Annotated in this window: 23 protein-coding genes; 13 read left to right on the forward strand and 10 right to left on the reverse strand. The window is 64.4% G+C overall.

The window, feature by feature from the left end:
* Positions 1-43 precede the first annotated feature (43 nt).
* The 8 genes from TQ38_RS23330 (at position 44) to TQ38_RS23365 (ending at position 8774) form a co-directional block, all read left to right on the forward strand.
* Positions 44-1345, forward strand: a complete 1302-nt coding sequence (locus tag TQ38_RS23330; RefSeq protein ID WP_043970022.1) for a Xaa-Pro peptidase family protein — start codon at positions 44-46, stop codon at positions 1343-1345.
* Positions 1342-2190, forward strand: coding sequence for an LLM class flavin-dependent oxidoreductase (locus TQ38_RS23335; protein WP_043970023.1), 849 nt, complete (start codon positions 1342-1344; stop codon positions 2188-2190). The genes TQ38_RS23330 and TQ38_RS23335 overlap by 4 nt, the downstream gene beginning before the upstream one ends.
* Positions 2187-3416, forward strand: coding sequence for an LLM class flavin-dependent oxidoreductase (locus TQ38_RS23340; RefSeq protein WP_043970024.1), 1230 nt, complete (start codon positions 2187-2189; stop codon positions 3414-3416). The genes TQ38_RS23335 and TQ38_RS23340 overlap by 4 nt, the downstream gene beginning before the upstream one ends.
* Positions 3413-4417 carry an alpha/beta fold hydrolase gene (locus tag TQ38_RS23345; protein WP_043970025.1) on the forward strand — a complete coding sequence of 335 codons (1005 nt, stop codon included), beginning with the start codon at positions 3413-3415 and terminating at the stop codon, positions 4415-4417. Before TQ38_RS23340 ends, TQ38_RS23345 begins: the two co-directional genes overlap by 4 nt.
* A 126-nt stretch (positions 4418-4543) precedes the next feature.
* Positions 4544-5752, forward strand: a complete 1209-nt coding sequence (locus tag TQ38_RS23350; RefSeq protein ID WP_043970026.1) for an NAD(P)/FAD-dependent oxidoreductase — start codon at positions 4544-4546, stop codon at positions 5750-5752.
* A gap of 53 nt (positions 5753-5805) precedes the next feature.
* Entirely contained in the window at positions 5806-6096 is a 291-nt protein-coding gene (locus TQ38_RS23355; protein ID WP_043970027.1) for a DUF1330 domain-containing protein, read from the forward strand.
* Between the two features lie 115 nt (positions 6097-6211).
* Positions 6212-7660, forward strand: a complete 1449-nt coding sequence (locus TQ38_RS23360; RefSeq protein ID WP_043970028.1) for an MFS transporter — start codon at positions 6212-6214, stop codon at positions 7658-7660.
* 46 nt (positions 7661-7706) lie between these two features.
* Positions 7707-8774, forward strand: coding sequence for an LLM class flavin-dependent oxidoreductase (locus TQ38_RS23365; RefSeq protein ID WP_043970030.1), 1068 nt, complete (start codon positions 7707-7709; stop codon positions 8772-8774).
* A gap of 92 nt (positions 8775-8866) precedes the next feature.
* Here TQ38_RS23365 and TQ38_RS23370 read toward each other — a convergent pair whose 3' ends face one another.
* A complete protein-coding gene (locus TQ38_RS23370; RefSeq protein WP_240198069.1) occupies positions 8867-9223 on the reverse strand; it encodes a hypothetical protein in 357 nt (118 codons plus the stop codon).
* Positions 9224-9234: 11 nt separating this feature from the next.
* Positions 9235-10464: a class I SAM-dependent methyltransferase gene (locus TQ38_RS23375; RefSeq protein ID WP_043970031.1), complete on the reverse strand. Its 1230-nt coding sequence runs from the start codon at positions 10462-10464 to the stop codon at positions 9235-9237.
* Positions 10465-10645: 181 nt separating this feature from the next.
* On the opposite strand from TQ38_RS23375, the gene TQ38_RS23380 reads away from it, so the two are divergent.
* Both TQ38_RS23380 and TQ38_RS23385 read left to right on the forward strand, forming a co-directional pair.
* Positions 10646-11683, forward strand: coding sequence for a DUF1838 family protein (locus tag TQ38_RS23380; RefSeq protein ID WP_043970032.1), 1038 nt, complete (start codon positions 10646-10648; stop codon positions 11681-11683).
* 165 nt (positions 11684-11848) lie between these two features.
* Positions 11849-12928: a Gfo/Idh/MocA family protein gene (locus tag TQ38_RS23385; RefSeq protein ID WP_043970639.1), complete on the forward strand. Its 1080-nt coding sequence runs from the start codon at positions 11849-11851 to the stop codon at positions 12926-12928.
* 242 nt (positions 12929-13170) lie between these two features.
* Here TQ38_RS23385 and TQ38_RS23390 read toward each other — a convergent pair whose 3' ends face one another.
* The 8 genes from TQ38_RS23390 to TQ38_RS23425 form a co-directional block, all read right to left on the reverse strand.
* The gene (locus TQ38_RS23390) at positions 13171-15699 is read right to left on the reverse strand and encodes a TonB-dependent receptor (protein WP_043970033.1); all 2529 of its coding nucleotides are present in this window, start codon (positions 15697-15699) and stop codon (positions 13171-13173) included.
* A 367-nt stretch (positions 15700-16066) separates the two neighbouring features.
* On the reverse strand, positions 16067-16861 hold the full coding sequence (locus TQ38_RS23395) for an SDR family NAD(P)-dependent oxidoreductase (RefSeq protein WP_043970035.1): 795 nt from the start codon (positions 16859-16861) through the stop codon (positions 16067-16069).
* 73 nt (positions 16862-16934) lie between these two features.
* The gene (locus TQ38_RS23400; RefSeq protein ID WP_043970036.1) at positions 16935-17570 is read right to left on the reverse strand and encodes an isochorismatase family protein; all 636 of its coding nucleotides are present in this window, start codon (positions 17568-17570) and stop codon (positions 16935-16937) included.
* On the reverse strand, positions 17567-18211 hold the full coding sequence (leuD, locus tag TQ38_RS23405; protein WP_043970037.1) for a 3-isopropylmalate dehydratase small subunit: 645 nt from the start codon (positions 18209-18211) through the stop codon (positions 17567-17569). Before leuD ends, TQ38_RS23400 begins: the two co-directional genes overlap by 4 nt.
* Positions 18211-19617 (reverse strand): 3-isopropylmalate dehydratase large subunit, encoded by a 1407-nt coding sequence (leuC, locus tag TQ38_RS23410; RefSeq protein WP_043970038.1) that lies wholly within the window; start codon positions 19615-19617, stop codon positions 18211-18213. The genes leuD and leuC overlap by 1 nt, the downstream gene beginning before the upstream one ends.
* Before the next feature lie 85 nt (positions 19618-19702).
* The gene (locus TQ38_RS23415; RefSeq protein ID WP_082057464.1) at positions 19703-20716 is read right to left on the reverse strand and encodes an alpha/beta fold hydrolase; all 1014 of its coding nucleotides are present in this window, start codon (positions 20714-20716) and stop codon (positions 19703-19705) included.
* A gap of 88 nt (positions 20717-20804) precedes the next feature.
* Positions 20805-21662, reverse strand: coding sequence for an alpha/beta fold hydrolase (locus tag TQ38_RS23420; RefSeq protein WP_043970039.1), 858 nt, complete (start codon positions 21660-21662; stop codon positions 20805-20807).
* Between the two features lie 103 nt (positions 21663-21765).
* Entirely contained in the window at positions 21766-22443 is a 678-nt protein-coding gene (locus TQ38_RS23425) for a hypothetical protein (protein ID WP_052505491.1), read from the reverse strand.
* A 172-nt stretch (positions 22444-22615) separates the two neighbouring features.
* Here TQ38_RS23425 and TQ38_RS23430 point away from each other — a divergent pair, with 172 nt between their 5' ends.
* From TQ38_RS23430 to TQ38_RS23440, 3 genes are all read left to right on the forward strand, one after another.
* A complete protein-coding gene (locus TQ38_RS23430) occupies positions 22616-23146 on the forward strand; it encodes a VOC family protein (RefSeq protein WP_043970040.1) in 531 nt (176 codons plus the stop codon).
* On the forward strand, positions 23143-23961 hold the full coding sequence (locus tag TQ38_RS23435) for an alpha/beta fold hydrolase (RefSeq protein ID WP_043970041.1): 819 nt from the start codon (positions 23143-23145) through the stop codon (positions 23959-23961). The genes TQ38_RS23430 and TQ38_RS23435 overlap by 4 nt, the downstream gene beginning before the upstream one ends.
* 154 nt (positions 23962-24115) lie before the next feature.
* Positions 24116-25582, forward strand: coding sequence for an NAD(P)/FAD-dependent oxidoreductase (locus TQ38_RS23440; protein ID WP_043970042.1), 1467 nt, complete (start codon positions 24116-24118; stop codon positions 25580-25582).
* The last annotated feature ends 112 nt before the right edge of the window (positions 25583-25694 follow it).

The raw sequence follows: 25694 nt of genomic DNA on the forward strand, positions 1-25694 counted from the left end.
CCCCGCCCCGGAATGCCGCTCGGCGGGGTTCATACTCGCCTTCATGGACACATCCTTCCTCCCTGACGACAGCGCGCTTCTGGCAGCGCTGGAACGCGAGGGGCCGATGAACCTGGCCCGTGCGGTTGCCGTCATGGAACGGCACGACCTTGCAGGGATGGTGCTGGGCGACCCCGTCAACGTGTTCCACGCGCTGGGCCACTGGCCGCAGATCGGCCGCACCCGCATGGGCCAGCCGCCGGGTACGTTTGCGCTGATCGCCCGCGCGCGTCCCCAGCAGCCGGGCCTCGTTACCAGCCGCTTCCTGCACCACTACAGCTGGGCTGACGGGCGCGATCGCGGTGACGTTGCCATATGGCTCTATACGTTTCTCGGCGACGAAGGTGACGAGACGCCCGGCGAAGTGCCGGCCGCGCCGGTGCTGCCGCAGCGCGATGCCGCGCCGCTCACAGTTGCAGAGGACCACCGCGCCGCGATCTCTGCCCGCGAGGCCGGAGCCATGACGGCACACGGCGATGCGGCGGCGGCAATCGTTGCGGCCATGCGCGGGCTGGGCCTGTGGCAGGGCCGGATAGGGTTCGACCATCCGGTCATCGCCCAAGTCGCCCACCACCACGACCATCCCGGGGCGACGGTGCAGGCCGACAATATCCTGCGCGAGATACGCCTCGTTAAATCGCCGCTGGAACATGCGTTGATGGCGCATGCGGCAAAGGTTAATGTCGATGCACTCAACGCGGTCGGCAGCGCCATCCGCGCCGGGGCCAGCCACAGTGAATTGCAGGCGCTGTTCCGCATGGAGGCCGCCGCGCGCGGCAATACCGCTGTGTTCCTCAACGTCGACCGCGTTTCCTCGGAACTTTCGCGCCTTAAAGTGGCGGACGGGCAGACGCTCATGCTTGACGGCGTCAGCCAGCATCTCGGCTACCACGGCGACTTTGCGCGCACCGTCTTCGTTGGCGAGCCGACCCGTATCGCCGCCCGCGCGGCCGAGGCCGCGGCGTTCGGCTGGCAGGCCGTTCGTGAAAAGCTGCGGCCGGGCCTGCGCTATTCCGAAATCGCCGCGCTGGGCGAAGATGCCATCCGCAAGGCCGGCTACGATGCCGTGATTGGCTTTGGCCCGCACAGCGTCGGCCTCGCCCATACCGACGAGCCGGGCGAGGTTCACGGCGGTTTCTGGCGCAAGCCCGACATCGTTCTCGAACCCGGCATGATCCTCTCGGTCGATTGTCCGACGCTCGATACCGGCATCGGCGGCTCGGCCCACTGCGAAGACCTCGTGCTCATTACCGAGACGGGCTGTGAGCCCATTCATCCCCTTCACGAACCGGTGATCATCGTATGACCAGACCTTTCATCCTTTCCGCCTCGATCGCCGAGGCCACGTTCGCAGTGCCCGAAACCGCCGCGCCGATCCTGCGGGCTGCCGAGGCGGCCGGGCTGGACCTTCTCGTCATGGGCCGGTCCGGGACGCGTCCCTTCGATGCGCAGGTGCTGCTGGCCTGGGCCGCGCCGATGACCTCGCGCCTTGGCCTTGTCGCCACGGTTCCGGCCTCGAACGCGCATCCGTTTCATGTCGCCCGCGCCCTGTCGGCGATCGACTTCCTGAGCGCAGGCCGCACTGGATGGTCGGTCATCCCCGAAGGCGCCGAGGACGGCATGGCCGAGGACATGGTCGGCGCCGCGCGCGCACTGTGGGACGGCTGGGGCAGTGATACCCTGATCTTGGACAAGGCAAGCGGACGCTATCTGGACGCGGCGAAGGTCCATGCCTCGAATTACGAAGGTCCGTTCTTCAAGGTGGCGGGGCCGGTCAATGCCATGCGCCCCCCGCTGGGCCATCCGCTGCTGGTGGTGGACGGGGATGATCCGATCGCCATATCCGATGCCGACCTCGCCCTGATCGGCGAGCACGGCGCGGCGCCCGCCGCGACCAAGCGCCTGCTCAAGGTTTCGCCGGAGGCCGATGTGGCCTCGCTCCTGGCTCGCTTTGAGGCGGGAGAGATCGACGGCTTGCATTTCACCCTTACCGATGCCGCCGCCCAGCTGCCCGAGATCGGCGCGCGCTTCGCATCGCTGGTCAAGGACCGCGCCAACGAGGCAGGCGACCTGCGCCGCCGCCTTGGCCTGCCGATCCCGCAGACTGCATCCAACCAGCCCGGCGGCGCCGTGATCCCGGAGAACGCATGATGGAAAAGCAAATTCACCTCTGGGCCTTCCTGCAGGGTATCGGCTTCTTCCCGAGTGGATGGATGCACGAACGCGCGCGCCCGGAAGGCGTGTTCTCGATGGACTACTACGCCCGGGTCGCAAAGCTGGCCGAGCAGGGCTGCTTCGATGCCATCGTTTTCGGTGACCAGCTCCAGTCGCGCGGCGCCGGTGGCCACACGCCCGAGCGCATGGCAATGCCGACGCTGGACCCCGTCAGCCTGCTTACCGCGATGGCGGCGGTGACCGACCACGTTGGCCTGGTTGCCACGGTTTCGACCAGCTACAACACACCGGAGATGCTGGCTGAGCGTTTCGGCGCGATGGAGCGTATTTCAGGCGGCCGCGCAGGCTGGAACATCGTCACCACCGCGCACCCGGCCACCGCGCCCAACTTCGGCGAGGACGACCTGCCGCCCAAGGATGAGCGCTATCGCCGCGCCAAGGAAGTGGTCGCGAAAGCCTGCGAACTCTGGTCTGCGATGGACCGCGAAGGTCCGATGCTGCCACAGGGCCGTCCAGTGCTGGTGCAGGCCGGCCAGTCCCCCGACGGCCGCGATTTCGCCGCGCGCACAGCGGAAGCCATCTTTTGCCCCGCCGCGAATATCGAGGCAGGGATCGATTTTCGCAACGACCTGCGCAGCCGCGTCGCCGATGTCGGCCGCAACCCCGACGGCGTGCGGATCATGCCGGGCCTGTCCTGCGTGCTGGGCGGCAGCGAGGAAGAAGCCCGCGCTACCCACGCCGCGATCCTCGACCTGGCTGACGATGCGCTGGCGATCGAGTATCTTTCGGAATCGCTGGGCTGCGATCTGACCGCTTTCGATCCGCTGGGCATGATCCCGGTCGAAACCATTCTCGACCAGACGATTTTGCCCCGGGCCGACATCGCCCGCGCCATTACCCCGGCGCAGGAGAAGGGCACCCCGCTTGGCGCCTTCGCCGCGAATTTCATGCGCCATCCGCGCGGTCACAACGTCTTTCTCGGCACGCCTGAGCAGATGGCCGACATGATGATCGAATGGCGCGACGCCGGGGCATGCGACGGCTTCACGCTGCAGCCCAGCTACATGCCCGGCGGTCTTGAAGACTTCGTCGAGCAAGTCGTGCCGATCCTGCAGAAGCGCGGACGGCTGCGCACCGAATACCCGGGCACGACCCTGCGCGAAACCCTGGGCCTCTCCGCGCGTGAAGCGGTGACGGCATGAAGAAACGCAACATCCTCCTCGCCGCTTTGGGTGCAGTGGTACTGGTCGGCGGGGCCAGCGTATTGGCGCTGCGGGCCGGTGCCGGTGCGAGCGACCGGGCGGAACTGGAAAAGCGCTGGGCCGACGGCCCTTCGCGCTTCGTCATGGTAGACGGCGTGCGCATGCATGTCCGCGAGGAAGGTCCCGCGAACGCGCCTGTAGTCGTGATGCTGCACGGTTCGATCGTCAACCTGCACGAATGGGACAATGTCGCCGATCTGCTCAAGGACCGCTACCGCGTGGTCCGCTTTGACTGGTCGCCCTATGGCCTGACCGGGCCCGATCCTTCGGGCGTCTATTCCACTCCGCGTTCGGCCCAGCTCATGGCCGGGCTGCTGAAACAGCTTGGCTACGACAAGTTCGCGGTGGTTGCGACCTCCAACGGCTCGAACGTGGCGCTTGAATACAACCGCGCCTATCCGGGGCACGCGACGGCGATGGCCTTCTCCATGCTGCCGCTGGAGCGGCCCAGCCAGACCCGCAAGGTCGATCCGCGTCTGGCCTGGATGCTGTCGTTCCACAAGGCGGTGCTGCCGAACTGGCGCTCGCACTGGTTCTGGAAGCTGATGCTGGAGGATACCACGCCCCCCGGCTTCAAGCCGACCGATCGCATGGTTGACCAGATATACGACATGAATAACCTGCCCGGCGCGCTTGAACGACAGGCCGCCTATATCAAGGCCAACGTCAAGGCGTTCCAGACCTCGGACGTGGGCGGCGTGGCGGCGACGGTCAACGTGCCGGTGTTGTTGCAATGGTGCAGCTATGACGACGTGATCTCGCAAGGCGCACAGGCCTCCGTCGCGCGCTTCACTCATGCCCCGGTGAAGCTGATCGAATACCCCGATCTTGGCCACTTCCCGATGTGGGAAAAGCCCGAGAAATTCGCGCGCGATCTCAAGGCCTGGCTGGACTCGACCAATGCTGCGCCGCCGCCGCCAGCCACGATACCGCAGGGCTGAACGCTCTTTCCAATATCGCCACGCCGATCGGGCTCACCGCGCGTCGGATAGAGTCCCGGTTGGTCCCGCAAGACAAGCCGCCACTGCCTAGGCATGTCGGTTCTTGTGAATGGAGTTCTATCACACATGTCAGGGAAAGATCGTTGCCAGGTAGCGATTGCCGGTGCCGGCCCTGTCGGCACGGTCATGGCGACGTTACTTGCGCAGGCGGGGATCTCGGTGATCCTCCTCGAAGCCGGTCAAGACTGCGCGCAGGATCTGCGCGCCTCGACGTTCCATCCGCCGACGCTGGAAATGCTGGACCAGATCGGCATCACCTCGATGCTGCTGGAAAAGGGCCTGAAGGCGCCCGTCTATCAGTGGCGTGACCGTGGTTCCGGGGAAATGATCGAATTCGATCTCCGCGAACTGAGCGATGTCACCCGCTATCCTTTCCGCATCCAGTGCGAGCAGTATCACCTGTCGCGGGCGCTGGCTTCGGGGTTGGACAACTGTTCCAATGCGGACGTCCGTTTCGGCACCCGCCTGCTTTCGTTCGAGCAGGACGACACCGGCGTCGACATGGCGGTCGAGACGATGGTGGGTATCGAGCGGATCCGCGCCGACTACCTGATCGGCGCAGACGGTGCCAATTCGATCGTGCGCAAGTGGCTGGGCATCGAATTCGACGGCTTCACGTATCCCGAACGGTTCCTGACGCTTTCCACCGAAACCGACCTTGCACAGCATCTGCCCAACCTTTCGCTGGTGAACTACGTTTCCGACCCGCAGGAATGGCTGGTGCTTTTGAAGGTGCCGTCGGTGTGGCGCGTGCTGGTGCCCGTGAACGGCGCGGTGGATGAGGCGGACCTGACGTCCGAAGCCAACAAGACCGCGATCTTCGACCGCCTGACCGGCGACGGTGCCTCTGTGGTAACGCATCATCGCACGTTGTACCGGGTCCACCAGCGGGTAGCGAAATCGTTCCGCGAAGGCCGCGTGATGTTGGTCGGCGATGCGGCGCACCTCAACAATCCGCTTGGCGGCTTCGGCATGAATTCGGGCGTCCACGATGCCTTCAATCTGTTCGAAAAGATGCTGCCTGTGCTCAAGGGGCAGGCGCCGATGGAGCTGAATCTCTCGCTTTACGAACGCCAGCGCCGCGAGGTGACGCATTCGTTCACGCAGGCGCAGACCAAGCAGAACATGGCCTTCATCAGCGGCGGCGCCGGCTCCGCGCACGATGCCCGCCGCCGCGAATTTCTTGCGATCAAGGAAAATGACGAACGCCGTCGGGCCTATCTGATGCGACAGGCGATGTTCCAGAGCCTCGAGGATGCAGCGCTGATTCGCTGACGCATTCGGGACCGGGCGCCTGGCGGCCCGGTCCCGCCAAAAGGAGATCGCCAATGCCCGCGTGGTTCGTCATCACCACCAAGGTTCATGACCGCGCGGCCTTCATGGAGGGCTATTCGCCTGCCGTTGCGCAGCTCGCCCAGCAGCATGGCGCGCGCTATCTGCTGCGCGGCAGGCAGGGCCGTGTACTCGAAGGCGACGGCTATGACGGCGGCGGTGCTGTCGTCATGGAATGGCCCGATGCCGAGACGGCAATGGCCTTCTGGAACTCCCCTGAATATGCCGAGGTCAAGAAGCTGCGAGACGGCATCGCCGATGTCAGCGTGACCCTCGTGGAGGGGTAGCAGGCTGGCCTGTCCGCTGTGCGGAGAGTGGCCAGAAACGGCAAGGTCGGCGAGGTCTTGCAGGCACCTTTCCATTGAAGGCATCGACTGGGATGCCGGGCAGGAGCGCATAGGCTTGACCAGCAACATTTCCGATGCAGGAGCAGTCCCGCTCGGCATCGAGACACCGCAGGAACTTGCCGCGCCGGCCGGTTCCAAGACCTGGCGCATCCGTTTCGGGTCGCTGCTGATACCGCTGGCCCATGCGGCGGGCCAGAATGTAGTCACCGTGCTTGGCCTGCGTTTCATGACCGACAGCCTCGCCATTTCGGCAGGCGCGGCGGGGCTGATCTTCGCGCTCGTCAAGATTTACGATGGCTTCCTGGACCCTGCGATTGGCGCCTGGAGCGACCGCGCGACGACGCCCTGGGGCCGGCGCCTGCCTTTCCTGTTCGCGGGCGGCCTGGCCATGCCGCTGGGGCTTGCCCTGTTGTTCGGTGCGCCCGATTTCGGCTCGATCCTCCTCGCGCAGGTCTTCGTAACGCTGGCGCTGGCGATCCACGCCAGCGGCTATACCCTGCTGACGATCCCGGGTTTCGCGATGGTGGTCGAAAGCTCGTCCGATCCGCATGAACGTACCCGGCTCATGGCCTGGCGCACTTACGGCAATGCCATCGGCACCCTGATCGGATCGACGTTGCCTGCATGGCTGCTCGGCATGACCGGGCCGACACGCGGCGGGCACCTGCTGCTGGCCGTGGTCGTTGGCGTTGTGGTGTTTATGGCGACCCTGCTGGCGGTGCGGCTGCTGCGCGATGCACCGCGCACGCAGCCGCGTGTTTCCGCTGTCGCGGTTCGGCGCAACCCGCTGAGCGCGCTGGGGCATCAGGTGAAGCTGGCGTGGGACAACCGGCCCTTCCGCATTCTCGCCATTGCGCATGTCTTCCTGCTGTTCGGCACGGCGATCGGTTCCGCAGCGCTCGCCTATTTCACCCGGATCGTACTGGGTCTCGGCGACCAAGTGCTGGGCACTTATTTCATGATGGCGACCGTGATGATGGTCCTGGGCATGACCGTGTGGGTCTGGCTTTCGGGCCGGGTCGGCAAGAAGGCGTGCTACATGGCCGCGCTCGCGCTGTTCGGGCTTGTGCAGCTTAGCTGGCTTCTGGCTACGCCCGGCGAAAGCATGGTGCTCGTCGGCGTGCGCGGCCTTGCCAGCGGCTTTGCAGGCGGCGGCATGATCCTTTGCGCCTATGCCCTGCTTTCGGACGCGGTACGCTACGACTACGTCCAGAGCGGCGAGCGCCGCGAGGGCGCCTTTGCGGGCTTCACCACGCTGTTCGACAAGCTGTCGTCCGCCGCGGCGCTCGCGGCGATGGGCGTTTTCCTTGGCGCCATGGGCTATGTGCCTTCCGCCAGCGGTCAGGCCGCGCAGCAGGGCGAAAAGGCCGTCATGGCGATCATGCTGTGCGAATCTGCCGTTCCCGCGCTGGCCATGCTCGGCGCCATTGTCGCCTTGTGTTTCTACAAGCTCGATCCGGCGCAGCTTGAGGCGCTGGAGATCAGTCAGGACGCCAAGGCCTGAACCCTGAGGCCCGATCATCCAGGCCAGTTTCCCAAGGACTGTTTTCATGCCCCGCCATCCCATCGAACTCGTTGGTCTGATCTCGCCCTATCGCAGTTCGGAAGCGAGCCCGGAGCCCACGGCTTACGATCCTGCCTTTGTCGCCGAATGCGCGCGCGCTTACGAAGCGGCCGGTTATGATCGGGTTCTGATCGGGCAGAACGCCAGATCGGCCGACAGCCTCGTCACCGCGACATGGGTGGCGGCCGCCACAAGCCGGTTGAAGCTCATGGTCGCCCACCGGCCTGGCTTCATCGCCCCGACCATGGCAGCGCGCGCCTTTGCCACGCTTGACCAGTTTTCCGGCGGGCGGGCGGGCGTACACATCATCACTGCCTTCTCCGATATCGAAACGCGCTGCGACGGCGATTACCGCTCCAAGGAGGAGCGCTACCACCGTAGCCGGGAATACGTGCAGGTCCTGCGCCGCATGTGGGCCGGAGAGCAGCCTCTCGACCACGAAGGCGAATGGTATCGGTTCGAGCAGGGCGGCAGCGAAGTCCGCCCGGTAAACGGCCGCGTGCCGGTGTTCTGGGCGGGCACTTCGGACCTGGGCATCCGCTACGGAGCCGAACTGGCCGACGTCTACGCGCTTGGCCCCGGCAGCACGGCGCAAGTGGCTGAACTTGTGGGTAAGGTCAAAGCGGCCGCCGCAGCCCATGGCCGCAATCCGCGCTTTTCGATGTCGATGCGTCTTGTCGTCGCCGATAGCGACGATGCCGCATGGGACCGTGCGCGCGATCTTCTGCGCGGCGTGGAAGCGCGGCAATCGGGGCATGGCGCCCTCGGCCGCGATCTGGGCCGGGCGGCGCAGGATGCGGCAGAGCGTGCCGTTGAAGCCGACGATGCGGCAGCGGACCCTTGCCTCTGGACCGGACTGACCCGTGCAACGCAGGGACGGCTCCAGGTGATGTGCCTGGTGGGATCGCCGGATACTCTGGTCAAGGCGCTGCTGCGCTACCGCGAGGCCGGGATCGACAACTTCCTCGTAACCGGATTCGACTGGCTGGCGGACACACACCGTATCGGCACCGAGATCGGCCCCGAACTGCGGCGCCTTGCCGACGCCATCTGAAAGCGAAAATGAAAGAACCCCCGGCGGGATATTCCGCCGGGGGTTCTTATCGGGTCACACCCGAAAGCGGGCGAAGGGCTCTTCTGCGCCGGTTACTGCTGGGCGATGTCCGCGATGGTTTCGTTATAGACGGCCTCGGTCTGCGCCTTTGCAGCCTCATCCGCGTCCTTGAGCTGAAGGTAGAACAGGCGCTGCAGGAAGTCCTGCCGGCGCTGCTCGCGCTGCTCCAGTGCGTCCTGATCCAGTTCGAGCGCTTCGATCCCGGCGGCAAGGTCGAGGCCAGAGCCCTTGGCCACCCGCTCAGCGGAATCGAGGCGGTCGCGCAGGACGCACATCTCGTTGGCGAGCACCATGATCATCGACATCGCGGCGTCGAGGCCGGGCGTGTCGTAGAACTGCGGGCGCTTGCCCTTGGCGTGGCGGATGACGTGCGGGCGTTCTTCAGTCATGGTCATATCGTTCACGCGGCGAGCGCCTTTTCCTCGGGCTTGTGGGCAATCAATACCTCCCAGCCGCCGCCGGGAGCGAATTCGCCGGCGGTGAAATCACGTTCTGCGACGTGTTCCGAGGCTTCCTGGCTGTAACCGGCTGCAGCTGCGGCGAATTCCATCACCGCCATCGGGGCGGTATCAAAGCGCACTTCCGCGCGGTCGAACCCGGCCTTTTCGGCCAGTGCCACCTGGTCCATGTCGCGCATGGCGCCCCAGAACGGCTCGTTGTTGTACCAGGTCTCGTTGTCGAGGATGAACTGGGTGAACGGATCCATGAGGTCGAACGGGGGAAGGTCTGCGTGAACCATCATGCCGCCGGGTGCGAGCACGCGGAAGGCCTCCTGGAAGATTTTCGGCATCGCCTTGCCGCTGGTTTCGTGCAGCAGGATGTGGCTGACCACGAGGTCGAAATGGCCATCGGGGAAGGACGTATCCTCGGCGTTCATCTGTGCGAAGTTGACTTCCTGGCCCATCGCGGCTGCGCGGGCATGGGCATAACGCACCACGGGCCCGCCCACGTCGATGCCCCAGACCTCGGCCTCGGGGAACAGTTCCTTGTAGGGCAGGGTTGAGTGGCCGACGGTGCACCCCATGTCGAGGATGCGGCGCGGCTTGAAGTCGGGCATCTTGCGCTTGAGGTAGTTCACCACCGAGCGGCCCATGTCGTCGTTGTCAGGACCGGTATAGCCCATCGCATAAAGGTATACGCCCCGGTCGTAGAGCGCGCCGACCGAAATGTCGTCGGCGCAGACCTCCGAGCAGTAGCCTCCGGGCATGCAGTGAATGTCGAGCGCGGTCACGTATCGTGGCGGCTCGAAGCCTTCGGGAATCTGAAGCTTTGCAGGCGTCGAGGCGGAAAGTTCCTTCGCCTTTTCAATCAGCTGGGGAAGCTGGCGATCGACCGATCCATTTACCGATTCCCACAGCAGTTCCTGCGCGATACGGTTCGCGGCGGCGTAGTGCTGGAAGTACAGGTCATCGACCATGCCGGCGCGGATATCGCGGCGGTCGGCAGGGGTGCGGCCATTGGTCTTCTCGAACGCGCGCGAAACGCGGGTCTGATAAACGGGAGTGAGGCCGGGCAGCAGGCCCGACTGGATGAAGCCCTTGAAGCTTTTGGCGAATTCCTGGCGCGATGCCTCGTCTGCCGTAGCCGTAGGCAAGGCCGGGTGGGCTGATTGCTGGAAAGTGTTGAGCATGGTTGCGACTCCGCTTGATCCTGTGCGCGCGGCCTGTTGTGCGGTGTTGCGGCCGCTATGGCAGCGTCGGCACCGCCGGCTATCCGCTTGGCGACCAACGCATCCTATCGCGATGTCGCCGGCATTCAAAAGCGCAAAAAACCGCACGACTAGATACTGGAAACCAACAGGGGGTCATCGAATGGACGATATGAAGTTCTCGCGCCGCGAAAGCCTCGGGCTTGCCGGGCTTGCAGCAGGGATCGCAGCCGCGCCCTCACTGGCGCAGGCAGCCCCGGCGGGCCCTAGCAAGGCGACCCCGGCATTTCGCACCAAGATCGATTTCAAGGACCCCGAGTGGAACCGGGACGTCTATGCCCGCCTTGATGCCGACATCGATCCGACCAAGGAAAAATGCGGCTGGCTGAAAGGCAAGGCTTACGGCGTGCGTCCGAACGAGCCGGTCCGGCAGTTGTTTGGCGTCGAAGGCTTCAGCTTCGTGCGGACCAAGCGCCTGGAAGATGGGTCGTACCGCCGTATGCTGCGCGAGATCGTGTTCTACCGTGACCTGGAGACGGGCAAGATCCTGGAAACCTGGGACAATCCCTATACCGGCGAAGCAGTGAAGGTGGTGCCGATCGCCAACGATCCGTTCAACTTCACCATCAGCCAGTGGGCGCCCGAGCCGCCTTCCTACGGCGGCCTCAACAAGGACAAGCCGCCGCGCAAGCCCTTCCTTCAGGACTGGGAATTCGGCCCCAACGGCACGATGATCCTGCGTACCGACATCGACATGCAGTATCCAAATGCGCTCGATCCGGCGAAATGGGTGCGCGAATCCGCTGGCGCCATGAACCGCGTGTCCGAGCACTTCATCTACACCGTGCAGCGCAAGGACGTTGAAAACCCGCGTCTCACCCATATCCCGCACATCGGAGCATGGAGCCGCATCACGCCGTGGCTGCCGTGGATGCTGATGGGCCAGGCCGAAGGCCATGTGAACTACTTCACCCACTTCCAGACAATCGAGGACGGCGTAAAGGGCCTTCCCGCCGATCTCGTGGCGGCAGCGCGCGCGATGGACGAGAAGTGGCTCCACGCACCGACCGAGGATTACGGCCCCTCGCTGTCGAGCCTTGAAAACTACGCCCGCGAGCAGAAGCCCGCGCCGGTTCCGGCCGGTTGGACACCGCCAAAGCCGCCGCCCGCAGCAAAGGCGCTGGTCCGCAAGCCCGAGTAGTCCCTATCCGAAGGTGCCGAAACGCATCTGACCACACCGGACGGCCGGCGGGGGTGACCCGCCGGCCGTTTCTGTTCGGCCATCGGACAGAGGCATGCGGGCCGTGCCTTTACCGTCATTCCGGGGCACTCTGCTGCGCATTATCGAAGACGGATGGAAGCGTGGATGCCTGAACTGAAGAATTTGCCCGCCAGCCCTGACGCATCCCGTGCGGGCCCTCTCGGGATTGCGGTGATCGGCTGCGGCCGCATATCCGGTGCGCATCTTGCCGCCGTAGCTGCGCTGCCGGGGCAGGTTCGCCTAGTGGCTGCGGTAGATGCGGACCTTTCCGCTGCACAGGCCGCAGCCAAACCGCTGGGCGCGCTGGCGCTTACCTCGCTGGACGAGGCTCTCTCCCTGCCCGAGGTGGAGGCGGTGCTGGTGGCCACGCCCAATGCTCTCCATTTCGAGCAGTGTCTGGCGGCGCTGCGGGCAGGGCGCCACGTCCTGGTCGAGAAGCCGGTAGCCGAAACCGGTGAGCAGGCCGCTGCCTTGGCGCGCGAGGCAGAGACGCGCGGGCTGGTGCTCGCGGCCGGGCATACGTTCCGTCACAATGCCGCCGTCCGCCATATCATGGACAACCGCGAAAGCTTCGGCCGTTTGCGCGCGCTGGAAGTTTCATCCTGCGTCAAGTGGGACGGCCCGCAGGCACCGTGGTGGGCCGAGCGCAAGCCCGAAGAAGGACTGATCCTTTCCCTGTTCGCGCCGCATGCGCTTGATTTCGTCCAGCTTGTCATGGGACAGGATGATCCCGTGCGGGTGCATGTCGAGGCGGCGCGCCACCAGTCGGGCTGGCAGGGAGAGGACGAGGCGATGATCCTCATGGCCTACCCCGGCCGCCGTATGGCGAGCGTGCATATTTCCTACAACCAGCCCTCAGTGCTCGACCGCAAGGTGCTGCATTTCGACAAGGGCGTGCTCGAGATCGAACACGGCGAGATCCTCAGCTGGAACGGCGATGTGCTGGTTGCGCCGCCCGAAGGTGTGCTGCTCGATCCGCGCGCGATGGGCGGGCGTACTCTAGGGCATTATTTCCGCGATCAGCTGCGTGAATTCGCCGCTGCCGTGCGGGGCGAGGCGCACCGCTGTCCGACCGGCCACGACGCCGCGCGCCTTATCTTCCTGATCGACAGGGTGAAGGCATCCGCACGCGCCAATTCCGCTGCCGATGCGATCGACCCGCCGCTGGACATTGTGCCTGCATAGGGCCTGCGTTCGTCCCGGCTGTCGCAGCAACGACTGCGTCTGTCACTGAGGGCCTTGGCGCGCAATAGCTGCGTCTACGCGTTCCGCCGCAGCTTTCACTGATTACGGCTATTGACCGGCCATGCTCCCAGTCGCGGCCCGAGTACTGCCCACATTTCACCATCAGGCTTATCAGCTGAATAACAAAAAAAAGGCCGGACGCTTGCGCGCCCGGCCTTTCTGCCTTGCCTTTCAATCGAAGATCAGAATTTGACTTTCGCTTGGATACCGGCAGTGCGCAGTTCGGGCAGGCCGAGTACCAGCGCAGAGCTACGCGCAGTGTACGCGAAGTTCGGCGTGAACAGGAAGTTGTCGGAAATCGAAATTGGTTTCTTGTTGTTGAACACGTTGTTGACGAACACTTCGAGCGAAATGTTGCCATGGGTCAGTCCGGCTCGTGTATTGAAGAAATGCACATCCGGGCTCTTGGCAAGATTGGCTTCGTTCGACCACTGACCGGACTTGAAGTTCCAGTCGCCCCGTAGGAACCAGCTACCGCGATCCCAGCCTGCGATCTCCGTTCCGACCTGGACGCCGACGTTGGCGGAGTACTTCGACGTGTTCTTCATTTCCTTGCCGGAGAAGTCGTAGACCCCTGAAAGCGCGCTGACGGTTGTCGAGGCGAACTTCTGGATGTCGCTGTCGTTGAAAGCAGCTGCGGCATCGATGGTCAGGAATTCGGTCGGACGCCAGGAGGCTTCAGCCTCGATCCCGTACAGATTGACAGAACCTGCGTTCGCCGACGTGTTGACGAAGCTGAAGCCAGTGGTCTGCGAGGCGTCCGGAGCGACGATCAGCACGGCATTGATGAGCTTGCGCCACTGGGCATAGTAGGCGGCGGCGGTGTAACGGAAGGTGGAACCGATACGGCCCTTGATGCCCACTTCGTAGTTGGTGACCTTTTCGGGGTCGATCGCCAGCCGGCCACCGGCATCGAGCGCAGCCTGCTGCACCGGGCCGGTGTTCGACAGGATGTTGGTGTTGAACTGCGCCGGATTAACACCCTTGGCCCAGGATGCGTAGACCATCAGATCGGGGCTGACCTGCCAGTTGGCGATCACCCGGGGCGTGAAGTTTTTGTAGGTCTGACCCACCAGCAGTGTGCCGCCGGTGTAGAAGCCGGCCGGGATGAAGGCGCTCGACGCGACAGTGAGGCCCGAAGGACGAGCGAACGATTCCAGCTTGTCGATCTGGTAACGGCCTTCGACGCTCAACGACAGGGTGTCGGTCAGGTCGTAAGTCGCTCCGAAGAAGAAGCCTGTGGTCTTGTTGCGGCTAAGACCGCCGGGGCTGAGAACCGCCGCAGTGAGTGCACCGCTGCCGCCGCCAAGACCTTGACGCTGGTCGGCGCTCAGGTAGCTGACACCGACGACGCCGTGGACCGGGCCCTTGTCATACGACAAGCGGCCTTCGACCGAGAAATCCTCGATCTTGCGTTCGATCAGGTAAGGGAAGTCGAAATAGCCCTGGCCGAAGATTTCCGAAGGATTGATGACCCCGTTGCGGTTGTAGTCGTATCCAGACGGGAAGGCGCGGGTGTCGTAGCCGTCAAGGTCGATCAGGGTGGTCCAGATTTCCCTGTTGTAACCGGCCAGAGCCGAGAACTTCACCGAATCCGTCACGTCCCAGTCGAAGGTGGCATGGGCGTGCTTGGTCTTGCGCAGCAGGCCGTAGCCCTGGACGCCGTCTTCCGGATTGACCACTCGATTGGTGCCGATCGCCAGGAATTGGCGAATGAAATCGGTGTTGGTGACGTTGGCGGTGACGGGGTTACCGATGGTCGGGATGGTGCCGCAGAAGTAGTTGTTCTGCACAGGAGCGCCAGCCGGAAGCCCGGTGGTGGGGTTGATCACGCCGCGCGTATCCCCGGTGAGCGTGCAGTTCGACTGGCCAGCCACGACGACCTGACCGGACGGCGTGACGGCATCATAGGCATAAAGACGCGTCTGGGCGGCGGGGCCGTCCTTGTCCTCGCTGAGCATACCGAACAGCTTGATCGTCACGTCCGGCGAAGGGGTGATCCCGACAAGCAGACTGGCGACCTTGGTCGACTGGTCGCCCAGTGTCTGACCGTCGTAGTTCTTCCAGGAACCATCCTTGGAGAACTTCTCGCCGGCGATGCGGAACGATATCAGGTCCTCGATGATCGGGCCTTCGATCGAGCCGCGCAGACGCCAGTTGTCGCGCGTCCCGATCATGCCGAGGACTTCGCCGCCCCAGTCGTTGCCGGGCACCTTGTTGACGACGTTGATCGCGCCGGCAAAGGTGTTGCGGCCGAAGTAGGCGCTTTGCGGGCCCTTGATGATCTCGATACGCTCGGGGCTGGTGACGGCGCTGAGCTGCGAAGGCGAAGACACCGCGACGCCGTCGATAAACATCGAGGTGGTGGTCGCCAGCGTGGTCGACGGGGTCATGCCGCGCATCACGACTTGCTGGAACGAGCGATCGGCGTGGCCCGACGAGCTGTTGTTGATGTTGATGCCCGGGGTCGACTGCGCCATGTCGACGACTGAAACGATGCCCTTGGCATCAAGCGTTTCCGAGGTGATCGCGGTAACGGTGACGGGGACCTTGAGAATGTCTTCGCCGGTCTTGCGGGCTGTGACGATGATGTCACCGCCAACGCTGCCGGATGCCTGGGCCATGGCCGGGGCGGCCCAGGCCATGCCTGTAACGAGCGCCATCGCTGAAAGCGTGGACGCGAGACGGATTGTGCGAGAATTGCCAGTCATGTTTTCCCTCAATGCTGATCAAAGGACGCGCGGTGCGCGCCGCTTCAAATTGAGTCCCTGCTGCTTGAACACTTATTTTTACCGGCATCGAATGAGGTCTGCTTAAGTGCAGCTTTATAAATCGATGTCCGTGTTGTCCGAGCTACATATATTTAATATTGTATATTTGTTTTTTGCCGGTGGATCACATCATTGCGTGAAAGCAAATGTGCTTTTGAATCGTCTTCCCCTGTTTCCGGTTTTGGCTTGGTAGGGCGGTGTGCCGCCTTTTCTTGCACTGATAGATTTACTTGAGTCTCGTCAGAATGACGGCGAATTTGATGCGTGTTCGCCTGTCGGATGCATCGGGGTGGCAAGGGGGTGCCGTTCAACGCCCGCCAGAGACGTCGAGCGTAGTGCCGGTCACGTAGCTGGCTTCCTGCGAGCAAACGTAAAGCAGCGCGTCCGCGACTTCGCGCGGAGTACCCAGCCTACGCATCGGCACCATGCGGAACGGGCTGTAATCAAGGCTTTGCTCCTCCATGGCGCGCAGGAACGGGCCGGCCAGTTCGGTGTCGATAGGGCCGGGTGCGACTGCGTTGATGGTGACGCCGCTGTCGGCCAACTCTATCGCAAGATCGCGGACGAAGCCGGTCACGCCCGCCTTGGCGGTGGAATAGGCGCAGGCCCCCATGTGCAGTGCATTCCACACGGTGCCATTGCGCGCGCCGGAGGAAAGGCAGGCGATTCGCCCGTAGCCACGCTCGATCATGCCGGGCAGAATCGCCCGCGTGCACAGGAACATCGAGCGCAGGCTCAGGCGCATGGTGTGGTCCCAGTCTTCGACCGATAGATCCCAGATGCGTCCCGGCCGGCCACCGCCGACGTTGTTGACCAGAATTTCGACGGGGCCGAACGCATCGGCGTGGGCGAACAGTTCGGCGACCTGGGTTTCGTCGGTGACGTCGGCGGGGTGGACCAGCGCCTCGCATCCCGGCGTGAGCAGCGCGCGCGTTTCGGCGAGGCGAACGGGGTCGATGTCGGTGAGAACCAGCCGCGCGCCTTCCTCGGCGAAGCGGATGGCGCAGGCGCGCCCGATGCCAAGACCGGCGCCAGTGATGAGCGCGGTGCGGCCGGCAAGGCGGCCCTCGCGATGAGATCGGGAGTGGGGGTTTGTGGTCATGGGGCGATGCTAGGGGCCGCCATGCCGGGGTCGTGAGCCGGGCAGTCCTATGACCGCCCGGCGGAGAGTGTGTTCAGGCCTTGAGGCCGTCGAGGAAGGCTACGACTTCGGCTTCGCCGACGACGTCGGCATACTTGGCATTCATATCGAACAGGTTCGCCTCGTGCGGGGCGTCATGCCGGTCGCCGCAGGCTTCGGCGACGACGGCGGTACGAAAGCCATGGCTCATCGCATCGACGCAGGTGGCGCGCACGCAGCCCGATGTGGTGAGGCCGGTAAGGATCACGCTGTCGATCCCCGCAGCCGTCAGCGTCGAGGCGAGCGAGGTGCCGAAGAAGGCGCTGGGGTACTGCTTGGAGACGACCAGTTCGTCGTCGAACGGCTCCAGGCCCGGGCCGAATGCGCCCATCGGGCTACCCTTGAGGAAGTTCTTCAGCGGCATCGCTTTTTCGTAGAACCGGCCGCCGTCGAAGCCTGTGGGGTGGTAGACCACGTTGGTCAGCACTACCGGCACGCCGGCGGCGCGGGCGGCGGCGCGCACGCGCAGGGCTGATTCCAGCGCCTCGTCCACTTCGGAATAGAGCGCATTGCCCGGCTCGAAATAGGCCTGGCAGAAGTCGATCAGGATCAGCGCGGGGCGCGATCCGAAGCCGACGCGGTTGTCATAGGCCTTCTTGTAGTTGGCCAGCAGGTCTTCCTCGCTGCTCATGCGTCCTGTTCCTCTTGGTAAAGCCACGGCTGCATGCGGCGCTGCCCCTGTTCGAAGGCATCGATCGCGGCGCTGTACTGGTTGATGATCTGGTCGGTCTCGTCCCAGCCGTTGAGCATTGCCAAGCGGCGTTCGGCGGGAATCGCGAAGGTGCGTGTGGCTTGCCCTTCCACCCGCAGTTCCTGCGCTTCGAGGTCTGCGGTGAACATGGCGCCGCTTTGCGCTGCATCCATCAGCGCGGCGACATCGTCCTCCGGCAGCAGAATTGGCAAGACGCCGTTGCGCAGGCAGTTCGAGTAGAAGATTTCGCCGAAGCTCGACGATACAACCGCGCGGGTTCCGCGGCCCAGCAGCGCCCAGACCGCCTGCTCGCGGCTGGAGCCGGAACCGAAGTTCGCACCTGCAACGATCACCGGCGCTTCGCGGAATTGCTCGGCATTCAGTACGAAGCCGGGCACTTCCCTGCCTTCCGCATCGAAGCGGCGGTCATGGAAGGCATATTCGCCCAGACCGGCGCGCGCGGTGATGAGCAGGAAGCGCGCGGGAAAGATGATGTCGGTGTCGATATTCTCTTCGCGCATGGCGGCGGCGAGGCCGGTGACCGTCTTGAACGGCCCCTTGTCCGAAGATGTGCTGGGCATCAGGCGAAATCCCTCACGTCGGCGAGATGGCCGGAAACGGCGGCGGCGGCGGCCATGGCCGGGCTCATCAGGTGTGTGCGGCCGCCGGGGCCTTGCCGTCCCTCGAAATTGCGATTGGACGTGCTGGCGCAGCGCTCACCGGGGGCAAGGCGGTCCTCGTTCATGGCTACGCACATCGAGCAGCCCGCGAAACGCCACTCGAATCCGGCTTCGCGAAAAACGTGGTCCAGCCCTTCGGCTTCGGCCAGCGCGCGGGTGGCGGCAGAGCCCGGCACGACGATGGCTCGTACCCCATCCGCCACCTTGCGGCCCTGCGCGATGCGGGCCGCGGCGCGCAGGTCTTCGATGCGGCCATTGGTGCACGAACCGATGAAGACATGGTCGATGGCAACGCTGGAAAGTGGCTGCCCGGCCTCAAGCCCCATGTAGGCCAGCGCTTTTTCGGTCTCGCGCCTTTCGGAAACATCGGCAATCGCGGACGGGCTGGGCACCAGTGCGCCGATCGGCAGGGTCTGGTTGGGGCTGGTGCCCCAGCTCACCTGCGGCTCGATCAGGTCGAGGTCCAGCGTGACGATCCTGTCGTAAGCTGCGCCGGGATCGCTGGCGAGCGTGCGCCAGTAAGCGGTCGCGGCTTCCCAGGCTGCTCCTTTGGGAGCAAGGCGGCGGCTCTTGAGGTAGGCGAACGTCACTTCATCGGGCGCGACCATGCCCATGCGGCTGCCTGCCTCGATGGTCATGTTACACAAGGTCATGCGCTCGGACATGGCCATGCCGGCGATGGCGGGGCCGACATATTCGACGGCATGACCCACTGCGCCATGCGCGCCGATCCTGGCGATCAGGGCCAGCGCGATGTCCTTGGCGTCGATCAGCGGATGACGCTTGCCGACAAGCTCGACCTTCATCGTGCGCGCCTTGCCCTGCGGCAGCGCCTGCGCGGCCATCACGGTGCCCTGTTCGCTGGCGCCGATCCCGAAGGCGAGCGCGCCGAAAGCGCCGTGGGTGGTCGTGTGGCTGTCTCCGCAGACCACGGTGGTGCCGGGCAGGGTAAAGCCGGTCTCAGGGCCGATGACATGGACGATGCCCTGCTCCGGCCCGGTGAGATCGGCATAAGGCACGCCGAATTCGGCGACGTTGCCTTCCAGCTCGGCGACTTGCGCACGGGCTTGCGGATCGGGGATTTCGCCGCCGCGGGTCCGGGTGGGGACGGCATGATCCGCCACGCCAAGGTGGGTTTCCGGCCGGCGCAACTTGCGCCCGCTTTCACGCATGGCGACGAAGGCCTGCGGGCTGGAAACTTCGTGGACGATATGGCGGTCGATGTAGAGCAGACTGTCGCCGCCGGGCAATTCGGCAACGACGTGGCTGTCCCACAGCTTCTCGTAAAGCGTGCGCGGTGCGGTCATGGTTCGCTCCTAAGCTGGAAAGTCATGCCGCAGAGGACGGTGGCTGGCAATCTCCGACCAGCGGGCAATTGAAACGCGATTTCGGCTATTGCGGCAGCTTCGGTGTTCCCGCCTCGACATATGCGGCGATAAGCTGGGCGAAGCGATCTGGCACTTCCAGCGGTGGATAATGTCCCACATCGGGCATCACCACCTTCGAAATCTGCGCGTGCGAAAGATAGCGCGTGATTGCAGTTACGGCCGATTCCGGCAGCAGCGGGTCGGCGCCGCCCCAGATGAGGAAGGCCGGCTTGTCGATCTTGGCCATTTCCACCGAAGCCTGCTTGCCGTCGCCGATGCGGGCGATCAGTGCGATCAGGTTCTTTTCGGGCACGCGCCGGTAGAAGTCGTAATATTCCTTGCGCGTCTGCGCGGAAATGCGGCTTGCATCTCCCGCGAAGTAGCTGAGGAACTGGTTCCAGAAATCCTGATCGCGAAAGCCCGTTTCCTTGGCGCGTGCCTGCGCATCGAGGAACGCCTTGGGCATGACGAGGTGACTGGTATCCACCGGGTCGGACGGCGTGTTGGACAGGATCAGCCGCTCGACCATGTCGGGCCGGCGCGCGGTAAGGTACATGCCCATGGTGCCGCCGCTGGATACGCCGACGAAAGTCACTTTCTTGACGCCCAACTTGTCCAGCAGGGCGATGGGAACGTCGGTGGGCTGAAGGGCCTTCACGGCCTTGTCGGTGGGGCCATCGGAAAGGCCATAGGAGGGCAGGTCGAAGCGTATCACGCGGTAGCGGCTCTTGAGAACCTGCGTGATCCGGTCCCATGTCCGCAAGCTACTTTCCGAGCCGTGGACCATGAGCAACACGGGCGCATCGCGCGGGCCTTCATCCTTGTAGTGGATGGTGAGGTCGCCCACGGTCAGGAACCGGCTCTGCTTGTCCTTGTAGAGCTTGCGCAACTCGGCGACCGTCAGCCATGGGTGAAGCTGGGCGCTTCCAGTCGGAGCTGCGGCTGAGGCAGGCGTCCCCTGCGCGGCGGCAGGCTGGATCGCGCAAAGCGACAGCGCGATGGCAAGGGCGGTAGGGCTGAAGCTGCGCAGTGACGGCACGTTTGTTCTATCCTTCAACCAGTGGGCGCAGCGAAGCGGGGAGGTACGCAATCGGGGCGTAACTCCCCGCTTCGCTGCGCCCTGAAAATCAGGCTGTAATATCCGCCTGGAGAGTATTACCGGCCGAGTGCAGGAACGCGGCTACGGCATCGGCCCAGGCTTCGGGCTGTTCGTCGACGATGTCCACGCCGCTGCCTTCAAGGGCCGCATAGGCGAAGTCGGGGCGGAGTGCGTGGGCGGCAGGTGCATGGTCATGGATCACGTCGCCGGTATTGGTAAGGATCATGGCCGGCTGGGTCACCAGTGGCAGACGGGCGGCCTGATCGTAAGTGAACGCCGCGTGATGGCCCCACCAATATGCGCCCCGGCCCACCAGTGCCTGAACCGCATAGTCGCTCAGGCGTTCGGGCGGGATCGCGCCTTTCGCCAACCAGTCGCGCACCTTGACGATGTTGACGATGTGGCCCGCTTCGGGTTCTGCATGGAATGCCTTTTCCTTCTGATGCAGGCCTTCCATGAATTCGCGCAGGCCGGCTTCGTCGACCAGCAGGGGCCCATTGATGATGAGCGCGCTCACTCGCGAAGGGAACACGACAGCCGCCTCGGTGGCGGCGAGCGCGCCGGTATGGTGGCCGAGGATCGCGGCTTTCTCCAACCCCAGCGCATCAAGCACTGCGGGCACGACCTGCGCATAGTCGCCGATGGTCGGTGTACCGGGCGTGGCATCTGAACCGCCGAAGCCGGGCATGTCGATGCCGATCGCCCGGAAGCCGCGCCGGGCCAGCGGCTCATAGACATAGTCGAACTGCGAGGATGTCATGGGAGCCTGATGCAGCAGCAGCAGAGGGGCGCCGTCTCCCAGGCTCTGGTAATGGACCTGCCCGAAAGGACCGTCGGCATAGCCGCGCCGGGTGACGGGCTTGGCAGGCAACTGGCTCGAATTCATGCGGCTTCACCTTATGGGGCCTGGGCGTCCGGTGCAACAATGCGCACGGCTGGAGGGGCGGAGGAGGGGCTGGTCCCGAATGTTCGCCTGCCGGAGAGCTTTTTCAGTCCGCGCCGGAGATTTCGGTGAGTTCGTAGCGGGCGCCCACCATGTCCCATGTCATCTGAACGAATGTGGCGCGCGGACCGTATACCCAAAGGTCTGCAACGGGCCAGTCCATGTGCCAGCGCAGGGCGTAGCGGTCGGCATCGAACGTGCCTGCGGGCACCGTTACCTGCTCGCGGCCAAGCCAGGCAGCGTCGATGGTGACGGGTATTGCGTAAAGGCCCTGGTCGCCGTTCGGGGAAATGGAGTTGGTCACGCCGTGAACAGGCAGGAATTCGCCAGGCCGCGCGGTGCCGCGAAGCGGCGCCACCAGCGCGTCCCCGACCAGCGGATGGAGGCCGAGATAGGCGGCTGGACCTTCCAGTGGCAGATGCTGCGAAATCCGGCCGAGTTCCTGCATTCGCGCCTCGCAGCGAATGCCTTCATCCTCGGCGAGGAACAGCGCCGTACCCTTTACCGCGCCGCCTACGGTGACCCGGCAGAAGGCATCGACCGGGCGCGATGTGCTGTCGAGGAAATAGGTGACATCGCGGGTGAGGGCGGCGTCGTCCATTTCGCAGAAGGCGCGCAGTGTGCTGGCGCCGGACTGCGGGTGATCGATCCGCTCGAACCATTCGCGCCCGGTTTCCACGCCTTCCCGCAAATAGGAGATATGCCCCCGAACATGATTGGCCATTAGGCGGTGTTCCCTGTTTCCTTCCTCATCTTCTGCGCAAGGAACAGCGGGCGGAGCAAGCCGCAAAGGGGGCGCATGTCCACCTGTCGGCCACTAGGCGGGACAACGGCTGCAAGCTGACGACTGCTCGCGTCTGTTTTCGCTTCCGAAACGCGAAGGGAGCCTATCGACCATGCAGGAGCATCCCAGTTCCGCCTTGATCCGCGCCACGCTTTTCGTGCGCGATCTTGACCGTGCGACCAGGTTCTACCGCGCCATCGGATTGACCGAGACGTATTTCGAGGGAAACCTGGATCATCCCTCGGCCATGGCAATCCTCGGTTTCGACGACCCGCGCCCGTTTCGCATCCGCATCGTCAAGCGGCCGGGGCCGAACTACGGGATGATCGGCTTGTTTCAACTGGCCGACGGCACGCCTGCCGAAGAATTGCCGCTGGCGGCCGGCCCTGCGCGGATCGGCGAGGTGGCGCTGGTGTTCTACGTCACCAGCATGGCGGCGACTTTGGCGCGCCTGCGCGAACTGGGCGCCACCTGGGCGCCCGAGCCGATGTTGTTCACGATGGAACACCGCGCCCAGCTCGAAGTCTGCATCCGCGACTGCGACGGCGTCTTCATCAATCTCGTCGAAACCGACCCGGCCGAGCAGGAGCGGACGGCGCCTGAACTCTCCTACTCCGCCGATAATCAGGATATCACGCAATGAGCGTCATCAAGCGCGGCTATGTCGACAGCCGTTACGGCCAGCTTCACTACCGTATCGCCCAAGGCGCGCCCGGTGCGCAGGGGCTTCCGCTGCTGTGCCTTCATCAGACCCCCAGCAACGGCAGGGACTGGTTGCCGGTGATGGAGCCGCTGGCGCAGGGCCGCACGGTGATCGCCGTGGACACGCCCGGCTACGGCATGAGCGATGCTCCGCCGGAGCCGGCGCGGATCGAGGACTTCGGGGAAGTGATGGCCGCCCTCATGGACGACCTTGCCGCGCAGGGCAGCATCGCGCCGGGCGCATTCGACGTCATGGGCTTTCACACCGGTTCGCTTGTCGCTACCGAACTTGCGCGCAGCCTGCCGGAGCGGGTACGGCGCGTCGTGGTGTTCGGCGTAGCGGCCTTCCCGGCGGAACTGCGCGAGGCCAAGCTGGAAGAACTCCTGCGCGCTTTCCCGCCGCCGGGGAAGGATCTCTCTCACGTCGAGAAACTGTGGTCGATCATCGGCGAACTCAGCGATCCGCGCATTCCCTACGAAGACCGCCACGTCAACATGGCGGAATATCTGCGCCTTGGATCGCGGATGCCGTGGGGCTACATCTCGGTCTACCGCTACGACTTCCTTGGCGCGATGGCGCAGGTTGGGCAGCCAGTGCTGGTGTTCAATCCCGAGGACGACCTGTGGGAGGTCACGCTCGAAACCGCCCACCATTATCGCAGTGGCCGCCGGATCGACATGCCCGGCGTCAAGCACGGGGTCATCCAGCTGGAGCGAGACCGGGTCGTGGCAGACGTGAACGCCTTCCTTGCCTAGGCCAGCACCATTCCGCCTGCCCCGGTTATCCGCCTGATGGGCATCCATGGCGATCCCTTCCTGACTGCGACAGGGCGCGGTATCTCTTGTTCAGGCTACGATACCGCGCGATCCTGCGCATTTCGGCCCCGCAAGGATTGAGGAGCAGGCACGCATGGTGATGGACAGGCGCAGGTTCGCAATCGGCGCAGCGGCGTTCGGCGCGGGCGCACTGGCCTCGGGCCTGCCGCGCGCCGCCGCAGCGAAGGCGGCGAAGGCCAAGCCCATGGCCGCCCGTTCAGGCGAGCCCGATGTGCTGGTCCTTGGCGCCGGTATCTCTGGTCTGCAGGCAGCCTGGCTGCTTGAAGACCAGGGCCTCAAGGTCAGCGTGATCGAGGCGCGCGAGCGTGTCGGCGGGCGGATCATGACCTTGCTCGACCAGCCGGGCTATCCCGAGATGGGTTTCAATTCGATGGGCGAGGGCTATGGCCGCGGCCTGGATATCGCCAACCGCGCAGGCGTCGAGATGCAGGAAGTGGGGGCCCGCTACCGCATCGGCCCGCCGGGCCTGCTGTATATGGGCGACAAGGCGCTCACCCGTGAGGAATGGGCGAAGTTTCCCGGCAACCCCTTCCCCGATGCGCTCAAATCGGTGATGCCCGGTGAACTCGTGCCGATGCTGGTGGCGCAGAAAACCCGGCTGACGGACTGGAATTCCTGGCACGATCCGGTCAACGCGAAGCTCGACATCTCGCTCCATGCATTTCTGCGCGAGCAGGGGCTATCGGATCAGGCGATCCACCTCGCCTACGATATCGCGCCCTATTACGGCATGAACGCCTACGATGTGTCGGCGCTGCTCAGCGAGTACAACGACGGTTTCGTCAAGGCGCAGATCGCTGCGGGTCCAAAGTCCTTCGCGGTAAAAGGCGGCAACCTGCTTATGCCGATGGCGCTGGCAAAGCAGATGAAGGGCGACCTCCTGCTGGGCCGCGAGATCGTGGCGATCACCCAGGCTGGTGGCAAGGTCACCGTTCACTGCGCAGACGGGGCGACGTTCTCCGCGCCCAAGGTCATCTGCTCGCTGCCGTTCTCGGCGCTGCGCAACGTGGCGATCGACCCCGGTCTTTCCGGCGTTCAGGCGCAGGCGGTGGCGCAGCTCGGTTATCAGCCGATTTCCATGGTTTTCGTGACGGCCGAGACCCCTTTCTGGGAGCAGGACGGCCTTGCGCCCGCCATGTGGACTGACGGGACGCTCGGCAACGTCATCCCGCAGCGCTACGGTGAAGACCCCCAGCAGATCACCGGCTTCATCGCCCAGGCTCGAGGCAATCTCGCGAACTATTGGGACCGGGCCGGAGCCGAAGCGATCAAGGCCATGGTCGTCGCCCGGATCGAGGCTCTGCGTCCTGCCGCGAAAGGCAAGCTGACCGCGCATTCCTATTTCAGTTGGTCGCAGGAAAAGTTCAACCTGGGCGACTTTTCCTACATCGCGCCCGGGCAGGTCGCCTGGATGGACGAGATGGCAAAGCCGGCCGGCAATCTGTTCTTCTGCGGCGAACATACCGCCACAGGTGCGCGCGGCCTGGAAGGCGCTCTGGAATCTTCCGAGCGCGTGGCTCTTGAAGTTCTCGGCATGTGAGTGCCATGAGGTGTCGCCCCCGGCTTATCCGAAACTTGCAAGCCTTTGATCGCAAGTCGGACATTCGCGGCGCGGGGGTGGGGAAGGATGCCTGGATTATGGTTCGGGTCCT

This window comes from Novosphingobium sp. P6W (genome assembly GCF_000876675.2).
Taxonomy (GTDB): domain Bacteria; phylum Pseudomonadota; class Alphaproteobacteria; order Sphingomonadales; family Sphingomonadaceae; genus Novosphingobium.

What these genes read in the sequence shown, in the direction of transcription:
- TQ38_RS23330 (WP_043970022.1), top strand. Translation starts at nt 44, where the DNA reads ATGGACACATCCTTCCTCCCTGACGACAGCGCGCTTCTGGCAGCGCTG.
- TQ38_RS23335 (WP_043970023.1), top strand. Translation starts at nt 1,342, where the DNA reads ATGACCAGACCTTTCATCCTTTCCGCCTCGATCGCCGAGGCCACGTTC.
- TQ38_RS23340 (WP_043970024.1), top strand. Translation starts at nt 2,187, where the DNA reads ATGATGGAAAAGCAAATTCACCTCTGGGCCTTCCTGCAGGGTATCGGC.
- TQ38_RS23345 (WP_043970025.1), top strand. Translation starts at nt 3,413, where the DNA reads ATGAAGAAACGCAACATCCTCCTCGCCGCTTTGGGTGCAGTGGTACTG.
- TQ38_RS23350 (WP_043970026.1), top strand. Translation starts at nt 4,544, where the DNA reads ATGTCAGGGAAAGATCGTTGCCAGGTAGCGATTGCCGGTGCCGGCCCT.
- TQ38_RS23355 (WP_043970027.1), top strand. Translation starts at nt 5,806, where the DNA reads ATGCCCGCGTGGTTCGTCATCACCACCAAGGTTCATGACCGCGCGGCC.
- TQ38_RS23365 (WP_043970030.1), top strand. Translation starts at nt 7,707, where the DNA reads ATGCCCCGCCATCCCATCGAACTCGTTGGTCTGATCTCGCCCTATCGC.
- TQ38_RS23370 (WP_240198069.1), bottom strand. Translation starts at nt 9,223, where the DNA reads ATGACTGAAGAACGCCCGCACGTCATCCGCCACGCCAAGGGCAAGCGC.
- TQ38_RS23375 (WP_043970031.1), bottom strand. Translation starts at nt 10,464, where the DNA reads ATGCTCAACACTTTCCAGCAATCAGCCCACCCGGCCTTGCCTACGGCT.
- TQ38_RS23380 (WP_043970032.1), top strand. Translation starts at nt 10,646, where the DNA reads ATGGACGATATGAAGTTCTCGCGCCGCGAAAGCCTCGGGCTTGCCGGG.
- TQ38_RS23385 (WP_043970639.1), top strand. Translation starts at nt 11,849, where the DNA reads ATGCCTGAACTGAAGAATTTGCCCGCCAGCCCTGACGCATCCCGTGCG.
- TQ38_RS23390 (WP_043970033.1), bottom strand. Translation starts at nt 15,699, where the DNA reads ATGACTGGCAATTCTCGCACAATCCGTCTCGCGTCCACGCTTTCAGCG.
- TQ38_RS23395 (WP_043970035.1), bottom strand. Translation starts at nt 16,861, where the DNA reads ATGACCACAAACCCCCACTCCCGATCTCATCGCGAGGGCCGCCTTGCC.
- TQ38_RS23400 (WP_043970036.1), bottom strand. Translation starts at nt 17,570, where the DNA reads ATGAGCAGCGAGGAAGACCTGCTGGCCAACTACAAGAAGGCCTATGAC.
- leuD (WP_043970037.1), bottom strand. Translation starts at nt 18,211, where the DNA reads ATGCCCAGCACATCTTCGGACAAGGGGCCGTTCAAGACGGTCACCGGC.
- leuC (WP_043970038.1), bottom strand. Translation starts at nt 19,617, where the DNA reads ATGACCGCACCGCGCACGCTTTACGAGAAGCTGTGGGACAGCCACGTC.
- TQ38_RS23420 (WP_043970039.1), bottom strand. Translation starts at nt 21,662, where the DNA reads ATGAATTCGAGCCAGTTGCCTGCCAAGCCCGTCACCCGGCGCGGCTAT.
- TQ38_RS23425 (WP_052505491.1), bottom strand. Translation starts at nt 22,443, where the DNA reads ATGGCCAATCATGTTCGGGGGCATATCTCCTATTTGCGGGAAGGCGTG.
- TQ38_RS23430 (WP_043970040.1), top strand. Translation starts at nt 22,616, where the DNA reads ATGCAGGAGCATCCCAGTTCCGCCTTGATCCGCGCCACGCTTTTCGTG.
- TQ38_RS23435 (WP_043970041.1), top strand. Translation starts at nt 23,143, where the DNA reads ATGAGCGTCATCAAGCGCGGCTATGTCGACAGCCGTTACGGCCAGCTT.
- TQ38_RS23440 (WP_043970042.1), top strand. Translation starts at nt 24,116, where the DNA reads ATGGTGATGGACAGGCGCAGGTTCGCAATCGGCGCAGCGGCGTTCGGC.